This window comes from Odoribacter sp. N15.MGS-14 (assembly GCF_000980245.1).
Taxonomy (GTDB): domain Bacteria; phylum Bacteroidota; class Bacteroidia; order Bacteroidales; family Marinifilaceae; genus Odoribacter; species Odoribacter splanchnicus.
This window is the reverse complement of sequence record NZ_LARE01000061.1, coordinates 6,424-18,350: the sequence shown is the minus strand read 5'-3', so window position 1 is coordinate 18,350 and position 11,927 is coordinate 6,424. Positions and strand designations below refer to the sequence as shown.

15 protein-coding genes are annotated in these 11,927 nt (G+C 43.4%); 1 reads left to right on the top strand and 14 read right to left on the bottom strand.

Annotated features, from left to right (window positions below; genetic code table 11):
• Positions 1-296: 296 nt before the first annotated feature.
• From hisIE to WS34_RS11680, 13 genes are all read right to left on the bottom strand, one after another.
• Positions 297-893, bottom strand: a complete 597-nt coding sequence (gene hisIE, locus WS34_RS11740; RefSeq protein WP_013612294.1) for a bifunctional phosphoribosyl-AMP cyclohydrolase/phosphoribosyl-ATP diphosphatase HisIE — start codon at positions 891-893, stop codon at positions 297-299.
• Positions 894-912: 19 nt separating this feature from the next.
• On the bottom strand, positions 913-1,668 hold the full coding sequence (hisF, locus tag WS34_RS11735; protein ID WP_046405014.1) for an imidazole glycerol phosphate synthase subunit HisF: 756 nt from the start codon (positions 1,666-1,668) through the stop codon (positions 913-915).
• A gap of 2 nt (positions 1,669-1,670) precedes the next feature.
• Positions 1,671-2,381, bottom strand: a complete 711-nt coding sequence (gene hisA / locus WS34_RS11730; RefSeq protein WP_046405011.1) for a 1-(5-phosphoribosyl)-5-[(5-phosphoribosylamino)methylideneamino]imidazole-4-carboxamide isomerase — start codon at positions 2,379-2,381, stop codon at positions 1,671-1,673.
• A gap of 8 nt (positions 2,382-2,389) precedes the next feature.
• A complete protein-coding gene (hisH, locus tag WS34_RS11725; protein WP_046405008.1) occupies positions 2,390-2,974 on the bottom strand; it encodes an imidazole glycerol phosphate synthase subunit HisH in 585 nt (194 codons plus the stop codon).
• 41 nt (positions 2,975-3,015) lie between these two features.
• Positions 3,016-4,113: a bifunctional histidinol-phosphatase/imidazoleglycerol-phosphate dehydratase HisB gene (hisB, locus tag WS34_RS11720; RefSeq protein WP_046405006.1), complete on the bottom strand. Its 1,098-nt coding sequence runs from the start codon at positions 4,111-4,113 to the stop codon at positions 3,016-3,018.
• Positions 4,110-5,165, bottom strand: coding sequence for a histidinol-phosphate transaminase (gene hisC / locus WS34_RS11715; RefSeq protein WP_013612299.1), 1,056 nt, complete (start codon positions 5,163-5,165; stop codon positions 4,110-4,112). The genes hisB and hisC overlap by 4 nt, the downstream gene beginning before the upstream one ends.
• A 68-nt stretch (positions 5,166-5,233) precedes the next feature.
• The gene (gene hisD, locus WS34_RS11710) at positions 5,234-6,517 is read right to left on the bottom strand and encodes a histidinol dehydrogenase (RefSeq protein ID WP_046405003.1); all 1,284 of its coding nucleotides are present in this window, start codon (positions 6,515-6,517) and stop codon (positions 5,234-5,236) included.
• A gap of 19 nt (positions 6,518-6,536) precedes the next feature.
• A complete protein-coding gene (hisG, locus tag WS34_RS11705; protein WP_022159712.1) occupies positions 6,537-7,394 on the bottom strand; it encodes an ATP phosphoribosyltransferase in 858 nt (285 codons plus the stop codon).
• Between the two features lie 265 nt (positions 7,395-7,659).
• Positions 7,660-8,703: a DUF4097 family beta strand repeat-containing protein gene (locus WS34_RS11700; protein WP_022159713.1), complete on the bottom strand. Its 1,044-nt coding sequence runs from the start codon at positions 8,701-8,703 to the stop codon at positions 7,660-7,662.
• 11 nt (positions 8,704-8,714) lie between these two features.
• Positions 8,715-9,266 (bottom strand): DUF4924 family protein, encoded by a 552-nt coding sequence (locus WS34_RS11695; protein ID WP_013612315.1) that lies wholly within the window; start codon positions 9,264-9,266, stop codon positions 8,715-8,717.
• Between the two features lie 26 nt (positions 9,267-9,292).
• Complete coding sequence (locus tag WS34_RS11690) at positions 9,293-9,685, bottom strand: RNA-binding S4 domain-containing protein (protein ID WP_013612316.1); 393 nt, start codon at positions 9,683-9,685, stop codon at positions 9,293-9,295.
• A 34-nt stretch (positions 9,686-9,719) separates the two neighbouring features.
• A complete protein-coding gene (gene pth, locus WS34_RS11685) occupies positions 9,720-10,289 on the bottom strand; it encodes an aminoacyl-tRNA hydrolase (RefSeq protein WP_022159714.1) in 570 nt (189 codons plus the stop codon).
• Positions 10,290-10,299: 10 nt separating this feature from the next.
• Complete coding sequence (locus WS34_RS11680) at positions 10,300-10,872, bottom strand: 50S ribosomal protein L25/general stress protein Ctc (RefSeq protein WP_013612318.1); 573 nt, start codon at positions 10,870-10,872, stop codon at positions 10,300-10,302.
• A gap of 238 nt (positions 10,873-11,110) precedes the next feature.
• On the opposite strand from WS34_RS11680, the gene fdxA reads away from it, so the two are divergent.
• Entirely contained in the window at positions 11,111-11,281 is a 171-nt protein-coding gene (gene fdxA, locus WS34_RS15655) for a 4Fe-4S ferredoxin (protein ID WP_013612319.1), read from the top strand.
• A gap of 60 nt (positions 11,282-11,341) precedes the next feature.
• Here the strand turns inward: fdxA and WS34_RS11675 are convergent, their stop codons facing one another.
• The gene (locus WS34_RS11675) at positions 11,342-11,875 is read right to left on the bottom strand and encodes a 5-formyltetrahydrofolate cyclo-ligase (RefSeq protein WP_013612320.1); all 534 of its coding nucleotides are present in this window, start codon (positions 11,873-11,875) and stop codon (positions 11,342-11,344) included.
• Between the last annotated feature and the right edge of the window lie 52 nt (positions 11,876-11,927).

The following is an 11,927-nucleotide window of genomic DNA, read 5'->3' as shown; positions in this document are numbered from 1 at the left end:
GGAGCAGGAACGAGGGTCCGGTTAGGTTTTCCGAACGCCCGACCGGTGGTGTCTGACGAGCCTGCGAGGAGTTCCGCCGGTCAGTGAAGGAAAGCCTTAGCGGACCGGTCCAGGCGAACCGGTCTGATGGCACAAAACCCTGCATCGGAATAGAAAGAAAAAATGAACCTACCATAGATTTGGAGAACGGGGAAATTAAAGTTTACTTTACTTTTTTCTTTTCCCCTTTCTCCGTTGCACCCAAGAAAACCTACATTTAATGTAAACATGTATATAAATACCTATTTATCCCCATTCTACTTGTGTCTTTCTTTCAATACCCGGATGACATCCTCCAGCCCATATCCTTTGGCAATCAATAAAACCAGATAATGATACATCAAGTCGGCCGCTTCATTTAAAAACAAATCTTCATTGTCGTCTTTCGCTTCGATTACTAATTCCACAGCTTCTTCCCCAACCTTTTGAGCGATCTTATTTATTCCTTTGGAAATCAAACGGGCCGTATAGGACTCTTCCGGAGAATCATTTTTCCTTTTTTGCAGGAACTTTTGTAAGAAGAACAAAAAATCCGCCTCCTCATTCTTCTCTCCCCAACAGGTATCTGTTCCAGTATGGCAAGTCGGTCCGAGCGGTTTGGCTTTAACCAATAAAGTATCGCCATCACAATCGGCTTGTATGTCTTTCAGGTATAGAAAATGTCCGCTTTCTTCACCTTTTGTCCACAACTTTTGCCGGGACCTGCTAAAAAAACAAACTTTTCCATTCGTCAGGGTTAATGTCAAGGCCTCCCGGTTCATATAGCCGAGCATCAAAACCGTCCTGGTCTCTGCATCTTGAATGATAGCAGGGATCAAACCATTTTCGTCAAATTTCAAATTTTCTATTTCCATCTTATATCTTTTCAATTATTTACCCTCTTACCGTTATCCCGTTTTGCCGCAAGTAGGCTTTCACCTGTCCGACAGTCAGCCTGCCATAATGAAATACCCCGGCAGCCAAAGCAGCATCTGCTTTACCTTTTGTAAATACTTCATTAAAATCCGCTAGTTTTCCTGCACCACCGGAAGCAATGACCGGAACATTCACCAATCCGCTCAACCGGGCTATCGCTTCGCAGGCGAATCCCCGGTTCGTCCCATCATGGTCCATAGAAGTGAATAATATTTCCCCGGCTCCCCGCTCTCCGACTTCCAGTGCCCAAGTGTATAATTCTCTTTCAGTTCTTAGTCTTCCTCCTTTACTGTATACGCACCATTCTTCCTTTTCATATCGGGCATCGATAGCCACAACAATACATTGTTTCCCAAAATGATAGGCTAACCGATCGATTAAATCCGGTTCGGACAGAGCTGCCGAATTGACCGATATCTTATCCGCCCCCTTTTTTAATAAAGCCTCAACATCTGCCTCCCGGGCAATGCCGCCTCCGACAGTAAAAGGGACATCGACTGCAGTAGCCACACGCTCCACCCAGCTCAGGCGGGTACTCCGGTTGTCAGTACTGGCAGTGATGTCTAAAAACACCAGTTCATCAGCACCGGCAACAGAATACTTCTTTGCTAATTCTACAATATCACCGGCATCTTTCAAATCGTTGAAATGCACTCCTTTCACCGTCCGTCCCTCTTTAACGTCCAAACAAGTGATTATTCTTTTAGCTAACAAAATCAAAAATTTTTAAGTGATTTCAAATCTATTTTCTTTTCATACAAAGCCTTCCCAACGACCACGGCTTCTACTCCAACTTCTGCAAGCTGTTGTAAATCTGCCGTTCCACTCACTCCCCCTGAAGCGATCAACCGAATCTCCGGATAAAGGCGAAGTAATTCCCGATACAAGCCGATAGCCGTTCCATCCATCATCCCATCCCGGGTGATATCCGTACACATCAAATGCCCGATCCGTCCCCGATAGGACTCAATCAATTGAAAAATCGTCGTATCGGTCACCTTTTTCCATCCCTGAATACACACCTTGGTATTCCAGACATCAGCTCCGATAATTACTCTTTCATACCCATACTTTTCCAGCCATTCAGCGGTTTGTTCGGGATTTGTCTGAGCGATACTGCCAATACAAGCATAATCAGCCCCCGCTTCAAACACACGACGCATATCCTCATCAGTCTTCACCCCTCCTCCAAAATCTACGGACAAACGGGTATGTTTACAAATCGTTTCAAGCACAGCCCAATTGACAACTCCCGACGCTTTCGCCCCATCCAGATCGACCAAATGCAGCCGATCCAGTCCGGCCTCTTCAAACAGGCGTGCCATTTCTAAAGGGTTAGCCGAATATATCTTACACTGTCCATAATTTCCTTGAGTTAAACGGACACATTTCCCACCGATAATATCGATTGCAGGTATAATTTTCATTTTCAATTTTATACTATATCTAAAAAGTTCTTTATTATTTTTTCTCCGGCACCGGCAGATTTTTCAGGATGGAATTGGCATCCATAAAAATTATTTTTACAAATAGCAGCGGCGAAAGAACACTGATAGTCGCAAGTTGCGATACAATAATCTGTAACAGGAACATAATAGGAATGTACAAAATACATCCATTCCCCGGGATTTATCCCTTGAAACAAAGTAGTTTTCAGCTTCCGGACCGTATTCCACCCCATATGAGGCACTTTACAACTGTCTGTAAACTTCTTCACTTCCATAGGAAAGATACCCAATCCCCATGTATTTTCTTCTTCCGAAAACCGGCACATCAACTGCATCCCCAGACAAATTCCCAATACGGGCATTTCCAGTTGTGGGATTATCCGATCTAATCCTTTATCTTTCAATTGCTTCATGGCAGCAGCAGCTTGTCCGACACCCGGAAATATCACACGGTCGGCCCGGGCGATCAGCCTGACATCACTACTCAAGACCGCCTGAACCCCTAAGCGTTGTAAAGCAGTCGTCACTGAAAAGACATTCCCGGCTCCATAATCGATAATAACAACTTTCATGATCTCCTATTTATCTGTACAATCATTTCGTCATTCCTAAACTAAGCGAGACAGCCCTTCGACGAAGGGATCCCTCCTCCGGTTTGCCGGATAGCCTGCCGTACGGCACGGGCAAAAGCTTTGAATACAGCCTCCAGAATATGATGCGTATTTTCTCCCTGGGCCGAGATATGCAGATTGCACTGCCCGCTCTGACAAAAAGAAGCAAAAAAATGCCGGGCCATCTCCGTCGGAAAATCTCCGACATATTCCCGTTTCAAAGTAACCCCCCATTCCAACCAAGTCCTTCCACCGAAATCGAGTAATACCTCTGCCTTTGCATCGTCCATAGGCAAAGCAAAACCATATCTTTCGATTCCTTTTTTACTTCCCAGGGCTTTAGCGAAACACTCCCCCAATACAATAGCCGTATCCTCAACGGTATGATGCTCGTCGACCTTCAAATCTCCCCGTACTCCGATCTCCAGATCTACCCCTGCGTGCCGGGCGATTTGTTCCAGCATATGGTCGAAAAACGACAAACCGGTCTTTATACTGCAACAACCTTCCCCATTCAAATTTAAAGTAACAGTTACCTCTGTCTCCGCAGTTTTCCTACAAATCCGGACTTTCCGGCTTCCTGATATTATAAATCGGGTAATTTCCCGCCAGGAATCTGTATGCAATACCACCGGTAAATCGGTCTCCCGCCATTCTCCCAGCCAAATCCCTTTTATCCCCATATGAGCAGCCAGCTGCATATCGGTCTCCCGATCCCCGATCACATAGGAATTTTCAGTATCCAAATATTCATTCAAATATTTTTCTACCATCCCTATTCCGGGTTTTCTAAAACGGGAATATTCTTCCGGCCGGCTCGGATCGATACATATCTCGTCGAAAACGATCCCTTCACTTTCCAACACCTTCAACATCAATGTTTGCGGAAACATAAAATCTTCCATAGGAAAATCGGCAGTCCCTAAGCCATCCTGGTTACTCACCATCACCAATCGAAAATCCGTATTCCCGGTAATCTCCCGCAGTGCTCCGATCACTCCCGGCATAAACTCCAGTTTTTCCGGCCGGTCCACCTGAAAATTGTCTGTCGGTTCTTTGATGATCGTACCGTCCCGGTCTATAAATAACATCTTTTTCATAAGGTATTCACTTCCATTACATTATCATATTCATGAAGAACTTCCAGCAACCGATCGTTCTCCTCCCGGGTACCGACAGTGATCCGGATTCCTCCTCCGATCAAAGGCGGAATATCCCGTAACCGTACAACCACCCGACAAGCAATCAGATAGCGATATAACTTCTGACAAAATTCAGTGATGACCAATATAAAATTGGCTTCCGAATCATATACTCGCCGGAATATACCCAACCCTCTCAATTCCCGGATCAAACGCTCCCGTTCGAGGATAATCCCAGTCCGCCGATTCTGGAAAAGATCATATTGCCGGAGAAGGGCCAAAGCGGTCTGTTGGGTCAGCCCCCCGATATTATAAGGAGCTTTCACCCGATTCAATATTCCGACTACTTCCGGATCGGCTAAGCCTATCCCCAAACGCAATCCTGCCATTCCCCAAGCTTTCGACAGAGTCTGCAAAACAACGACATTCCGGTATTTATCCAATAAATGCACCGCAGAAGGTGCATCTGTAAAATCGATATAGGCCTCGTCGACGATCACCATTCCCTGAAACTCCCCACACAACCGCTCAATCTGCCCGTAAGGGATAACCTTCCCGGTAGGATTATTAGGCGTACAAAGGAAAATCAGTTTGGTGCGATCGTCCACTCGTCGTCTCAACTCGGACCAGTCGGGTAACAAATCGGCTGTCAGATCGATTTTTTTCACTCCAACCCGATTAATCGCAGCACTCACTTCATACATAGCATAACCGGGAGAAAAGACGACTATATTATCTTCCGCAGGTTCGCAGAAACTCCGGATCAATAAATCGATCAGCTCATCGCTCCCATTTCCCAAAATCATATGATCCACCTTCACTTCCTTCAGTCGGGCCAATTCTTTCTTCAATTCCCGCTGATAAGGATCCGGATAACGATTCACTCCCGTATCGAAAGGATTTTCATTCGCATCGAGTAAAATAGCCTGTCCTCCTTCATACTCCTCCCGAGCACACGAATAAGGTTGTAATTCCCAAATATTTTTACGTATCAATTTTTCTATTTCCATAAATATCCTCTTATTTCATTGTCCCTCCCTTTCACTTCCAACCTCCAGCCTTTTGCTTTTTTCACTTTTTACTTTCCCTCTTCTTTCCGTATCTCCACCGCCCTCCGGTGTGCATACAAAAGTTCATGCTCCGCCATAACCCCGATGGTCGGAGCCAGATCGAGCAGGCCTTCCCGGGTTATTTCCTGAAAAGTAATTTTTTTCACAAAAGCATCCACATTCACTCCGCTATATGCTTTGGCATATCCATGGGTCGGTAGGGTATGATTGGTACCCGAAGCATAATCTCCTGCACTTTCAGGAGAATAGTTACCCAGAAACACAGAGCCTGCATTTTTTATTTGTGGTATCGAATCGAGATAATTTTCCACACTCAGGATCAAGTGTTCCGGTGCATATTCATTTGCCAATTCCAAACATTCATCTACATTTTCCAGTACTATCGCTTTCGAATTTTCCAAAGCCTTCGAAGCGATAGTCTTACGGGGCAATACGGCCAATTGGCTTTCTATCTCTTTCTGAACCCGATCGACCAGGCAGCTGTCCGTTGTCAATAATATCACCTGGCTGTCCGGACCGTGCTCAGCTTGTGACAATAAATCGGCCGCTACAAAACGAGGATCGGCCGAACGGTCGGCAATCACCATGACTTCGGAAGGTCCTGCCGGCATATCGATCGCCGTACCATAATTACAGGCCAGCTGTTTTGCCGCTGTAACATACTGATTACCGGGACCGAAGATTTTATACACCTTAGGCACACTCTCCGTGCCGAAAGTCATCGCCCCGATAGCCTGTATTCCCCCGACTTTAAAGACTTTATCCACTCCGCATTGGCGGGCTGTCCATAAAATAGCCGGATGAACTCTACCTGAACGATCCGGAGGTGTACACAAAACGATTTCCTCACAACCGGCAATCCGGGCCGGAACGGCAAGCATCAATACGGTAGAAAACAAGGGAGCACTTCCTCCGGGAATATACAAGCCCACCTTTCCGATCCCTCTAGTCTCTTGCCAGCAACGGAATCCTTTCGGATTGACATATTCGTTCCGTCCGGTCAGTTGCAAAGTATGAAAGGCCTCAATATTTTGCCGGGCCTCCGTTATCGCCCTTTTCAAATCATTACTTACCTCTCTTTCAGCTTCCCGGAACTCTGCTTCAGCCGCCTGTAAACGTTCTACTTTAGCCTGGTCGAAAAACCAGGTATATTTAACCAAAGCCTTGTCGCCGTCTTTCAGGACCTCTGCAAAAATAGCTTTACAGATTTTCTGCAGATCAGCATTTTCCATCTGAGGACGCTTCAATAAGTCCACCCATCTTTCCCGGACGGGATTTATTATTCTTTCCATAGCTATCTCTTTTTCAGTATTACAAAATCATTTTTTCAATCGGCACAATCAGAATCCCTTCCGCTCCGGCTTCCTTCAATTTACCGATTACTTCCCAAAACTCATTTTCATTCACAACCGAATGAACAGACACCCATCCGTTTTCGCGTAAAGGCATGATGGTAGGACTTTTCATTCCCGGTAAAAGCCGACAGATCTGATCCAAAGCTTTTTCAGGAGCATTCAGTAAAATATATTTGTTGTATTTAGCAGCCAATACAGCCTTAATCCGAAATACCAATTGGGCTAACAATTCCTGCTTCTCACCGCATAAACCGGAATTAGCCACCAAAATAGCCTGAGATTCAAAAATCTTATATACCTCTTTCAGGCCGTTTTTAAACAAAGTACTCCCGGAACTGACCAAATCACAAATCGCATCGGCCAATCCGATATTGGGAGCTATCTCCACCGAACCGGAAATCTCATGAATCTCAGCCTCTATATCGTTTTCCGTCAAAAAATCTTTTAAAGAGTTCGGATAAGAAGTCGCAATCTTTTTCCCCTGTAAATAAGAGATGTCCTGAAAATCTACATTTTTAGGTACAGCTATCGATAACCGGCACCTGGAAAACCCCAGGTCGAGCACATGACGGATACCCGTTTTTTTCTCTTTTTCCGTATTATCCCCGATGATGGCAATATCGGCCACCCCATCTCGCACATATTGCGGGATATCGGAATTCCTCAAATACAATACATCTAATCGGAAATTAGAGGCCTGGGCCATTAACTGATCTTTTCCGTTGTTGATAGATATCCCGCACTCTTTCAGTAAAGTCAGTGAATCTTCATTTAAACGGCCGGATTTCTGGATTGCAATTTTTAAGTTTATCATAACGCTATTTAGAGTTAGCGCCCGACTGATCCGGGTAGGCAAAAAAACAAAAAAAGCCCGCCTGAATCAGGCGAGCTTATTATACTTTTATTGAAGACCGAACAGCATAACAACATCATCTCACCTGAAACAGTGATGGCAATGATGATGGTTATGATGTAATGTACTTCTCATTTTTCTTCTTTTATCGCTGCAAATATAAAGGTAAAAAATAACTTTCCAAATAATATCGGTGAAAATGTTATAAATTCAACTTTTTCTTATTTTACTGTATAAACAAACTTCCATTGGACAGGTCGAGAAAAACTTTTCCTGTATACTTCACATCACCGACAAATTTAGTTCCAATAGTAACGTTTCGTTCGGCCGTAGTTTTTTCATCCAAAGTTATTCCTTTAGCCAGGTCCATCTTCAAGGATTTATTATGTTTCAATTCGAGCTGATAGCCTGCTTCTTTCATAAAAGTCAATCCCACTTTTGTAAAAGAACCTTTCAAACGGATCTCGGAAAACAACAGTTGTATATTGCGAACATTCATCTCCCCCATTTTCATATCCATATCCATATAACTACCCAAATCCTGTACCTCATATTTGGTAAAAGACGAGCTACCGGTCAATTCTTCTACATCCCCGATTTTCATTGTCCCGCCGGAAGAGCGCAAGTTCAGCTTACCCATCGATTCCAACTCTCCGTCACAAGCATTGGTTTCTAACCGAACATCATCACCGGAAGCAATCCGAATGGTACAATTCCGAAACTCTCCTTTCATCAAAGCCACCTCTTCTACATTGAAAATTCCTTTCTCTTGCTTGATGTACAATTCTCCTCCGCTCAAAGCAGTCGCTTTAAAATCCCCGACACGAATATCCGCATTTACCTCACCTGAAAAATTAGTCAGGTATACATTGCCGTTTGTACTGATCAATCTCAACTTGATTCCTTTCGGAACAGATACTTTATAGTCGACATTTAATGTCGTGTTGGTCAGAAACTGCTTCAATCCCATGTCTTTCCCGAATTCGGTCTTAAAATTGAGATATTGCCCGGTAATCGTTTCTCCTATCTGAATCAATTCGAGTGTTTCATCCGCTTTCACCCCCGATTTAGCAGTCACCTTCATGGCTACAGCTACTTTGATCTCATCCCCATCCACCTGAACAATTTCCATTTTTCCATATTGGTTGGACAACACCAACTCCTCGATCCCGGCTTTAGGATAAGTTTTTTCATATTTTTTCTCACTGGTTTCGGCTTTCGATTGAATTCCCGCAACCAACAGGCACAACACTGCAATTAGCACTTTCATATTCTATCAGATTAAAATTTTGAATTTTCAGCTTCTTCTTCCATTTGTTTGTAACGGGCAGCCAGATAAGCGATCATTTTACTGAACGATTCCATAGCCGCTACCGTTTCCGGATGAATCTCCCGTTTTTGTAATTTCAGCATCAGCTGTCCATACAAACCGTTTAAAGCCAATTCCACATCCGAGACCGTATCGTCCACACCGGCTTTCCTACGAAACTCCACCAAATTTCCGGCCGCCTGGGTCACCAATTGCCGATATCTCCCGTCATGAGCCTGGTGCAACAAGAAAAAGTGTAATTCGGTCAGTTCATCCACTGTATTTTTCAGGGCCTGAATATGCCCTTTCTCTTCCACTTTTTCTTTTTGCATAATAGCGATCAGGTTATCATACCAATCATGAATTTCCTTCGAAGTCCGTTCATCCGCCTGGAAACCGGCCACCAGATAACGATCCACCTGCTCCATATCCAGCTTCAAAGCCCGGAGCATATCTTCAAGCTGCCACATATACAAAATATATTCGGCAATATTATTCTTTTTTTTCTCTCTGGCTATTAACACAATACGATCTGGTTTTAATTTATAGGTTACAAGTCGTAATCATCTCCTTCTTTCATTTTATCGATCATCCGGCGATCACGTTTCGTGGGACGCCCTAACCCCCGGGGACGCGATTCAAAGCCATAAACTTTTACCGCATTCAACAAAGCCAAATTTTCAGGTGGAGTCACCTCTTCCACAAAATCAACCGCCAATTGTGCCGACATCCGCTTCGCCGTAAGTGCCTTCACCCGATAATGCCGTTCAATAGGCGGAATCCTTACTTTCACAATCTCACCTCCCTTCAGTTCACGGGAAGCCTTGACATGTACATCTCCGATGGTAACATGTCCTTTGCCACATTCTTCAGCAGCCAGAGAACGAGTTTTAAATATCCGGACTGCCCAAAGCCATTTATCTATTCTTACCTTCTCCTCCACGATTTCACTAATTAAGCCTTTCCCCTTTAATTTTTTACTTTCTATCTGTATTAAAAGTATTCATTGTCCTTATAATACCTTGTAATACAAAACTAGTAATAATTTCTCCACCCCGTTCCAACAAAGCCGGTAATTTTTCAGCTTCTTCGCCCTGCCATGTTCCTAGCACATAATCGATCTGCTGTCCTTTCAGGAAATCATTACCGATACCGAATCTCAAACGGGCATAAGCAGAGGTGCCTAATAAGGCATTGATATTTTTCAAGCCGTTATGTCCTCCGTCACTTCCTTGTGCTCTTAAACGCATCTTCCCGAAAGGTAAGGCCAGGTCGTCGACAATAACCAACAAATCTTCCAGAGCGATCTTTTCTTTTTGCATCCAATAACTGACAGCTTTACCACTCAGGTTCATGTATGTATTGGGTTTCAGCAAGACCAAGGTCCGACCTTTCAATTTCATTTCGCAAACAGCCCCATAACGCATATCTTCAAAAACAGCATTGGACGCTTTAGCAAAAGCGTCCAATACATTAAATCCGATATTATGTCGCGTATCCTGATATTCCGGGCCGATATTTCCTAACCCAACAATAAGATACTTCATAATTTATCTGTTATTTTCCTTCCTGAGCAGCAGCACGGGCAGCACGAGTCAGTTTAATTTGTGCAACAACAACCTCTTTCGCATTTACAATCTCAAAGTTTTCAAAAGACAGGTCTTTCACTTTAATAGATTTTCCTAAGCCCAGATTCGTTACATCCAATACAATTTCTCCCGGCAGATTAGCAGGAATAGCTTTCACTTTCAATTTTCTAACTACCAAAGAAAGTTTACCACCAGCCTGTACACCTTCAGCAAATCCCTGTAATTTAACAGGCACTTCCATTATCACTGGTTTATCTTCGGAGATCTGATAGAAATCCATGTGCAATACACGGTCGCTTACGGGATGGAACTGGATTTCACGCATAACAGCTTCGTAGCTCTGTCCTGCTACATTTACTTTTACGATGTATACAACCGGAGTGTAAAGCAATTTTTGCAAATCTTTTTCAACCACTGAAAAATGTACATTTTCTTTACCACCATAAAGAACACAAGGTACTTTCCCTTCAGCTCTCAGCAGATTAGTCGCTTTTTTACCCAGATCAGTTCTCAATTCTCCCTGTAATTCAAACACTTGCATAATAAATCTTTTTTTGTGCTACTCAGAAACAGATTTCAACTCCGGGGGTATAAGCCAGTCTGTCTCCCCATTACACGATTTCAATTATTCCCCGTAAAATCAGGGGGCAAAGATAGGAAATAAATTTAAATATGAGGTCTCTAACGGATTTGAAAATATAAAAAACAAATAAAAACTTTTTTCTTTCAAATAATGATTATACTTTTGCCCATTATTAATCAATTAAACAAATAAAGAAATGGCTTACGTAATATCTGATGACTGTATTTCATGCGGCACATGTGAAGGAGAATGCCCGGTAGGAGCAATTTCTATGGGTGCTGATCATTATGAAATTGACCCTAATGCATGTACAGATTGTGGTACTTGTGCTGGTGTTTGCCCGGTTGAAGCTATCAAACAGGCTTAAATATTATAACAGCATGAAAAAATAAAGCGGGGCTCTTGCTCCGCTTTATTTATTATAGTCTTACCGACTACTGATCACCTGAGTCATCCTGACATCGTGCACTTCGGTCGGAATCCGGTCTAACAACTGAAAATCAAAACAAATCCCTATTTTACAAGCCTTCGTCTGTGACAAAATCTTATCATAAAAGCCTTTCCCCCGGCCTAAACGATTCAAAGTCCGGTCAAAAGCGACGCCCGGCACCAAAATGACATCGATTTTATTCAAATCGGTAAAAAGCCGGCCGACAGGCTCCGGAATAGCATACCCTTCTCCGGGACACAATTTTTCGCGGCCGTCGAAATAACGGATTTCCAATTCATCCCCCTTTACACAAGGTAATAAAATGGTCTTTTCTTCTGCCCATTTACAAACAAAGTCATGCGTAAACACTTCGTCGTCCATCGACCAATAAGCCAACACTACCCGGGCCCGTTGAAATACCTCATTATGCTCCACCTGTTGCCAAACGGAAGCGGACATTCTTTTCTTATCCTCTAGCGTATACTGCTTTTTTATCTCCCGAATCTGTTTTCTAATTTCTTTTTTTTCCATCACCCTTTTTCTATTTTTTACTTTCTACCTTTCATTTCCTCCCCCTCTTTGT

Excerpts from the sequence above, each read along its gene's own strand:
- hisIE (WP_013612294.1), bottom strand. The coding sequence starts at position 893 with ATGGAAATAGAAAATTTGAAATTTGACGAAAATGGTTTGATCCCTGCT.
- hisA (WP_046405011.1), bottom strand. The coding sequence starts at position 2,381 with ATGAAAATTATACCTGCAATCGATATTATCGGTGGGAAATGTGTCCGT.
- hisH (WP_046405008.1), bottom strand. The coding sequence starts at position 2,974 with ATGAAAGTTGTTATTATCGATTATGGAGCCGGGAATGTCTTTTCAGTG.
- hisB (WP_046405006.1), bottom strand. The coding sequence starts at position 4,113 with ATGAAAAAGATGTTATTTATAGACCGGGACGGTACGATCATCAAAGAA.
- hisC (WP_013612299.1), bottom strand. The coding sequence starts at position 5,165 with ATGGAAATAGAAAAATTGATACGTAAAAATATTTGGGAATTACAACCT.
- hisD (WP_046405003.1), bottom strand. The coding sequence starts at position 6,517 with ATGGAAAGAATAATAAATCCCGTCCGGGAAAGATGGGTGGACTTATTG.
- hisG (WP_022159712.1), bottom strand. The coding sequence starts at position 7,394 with ATGATAAACTTAAAAATTGCAATCCAGAAATCCGGCCGTTTAAATGAA.
- WS34_RS11700 (WP_022159713.1), bottom strand. The coding sequence starts at position 8,703 with ATGAAAGTGCTAATTGCAGTGTTGTGCCTGTTGGTTGCGGGAATTCAA.
- pth (WP_022159714.1), bottom strand. The coding sequence starts at position 10,289 with ATGAAGTATCTTATTGTTGGGTTAGGAAATATCGGCCCGGAATATCAG.
- WS34_RS11680 (WP_013612318.1), bottom strand. The coding sequence starts at position 10,872 with ATGCAAGTGTTTGAATTACAGGGAGAATTGAGAACTGATCTGGGTAAA.
- fdxA (WP_013612319.1), top strand. The coding sequence starts at position 11,111 with ATGGCTTACGTAATATCTGATGACTGTATTTCATGCGGCACATGTGAA.
- WS34_RS11675 (WP_013612320.1), bottom strand. The coding sequence starts at position 11,875 with ATGGAAAAAAAAGAAATTAGAAAACAGATTCGGGAGATAAAAAAGCAG.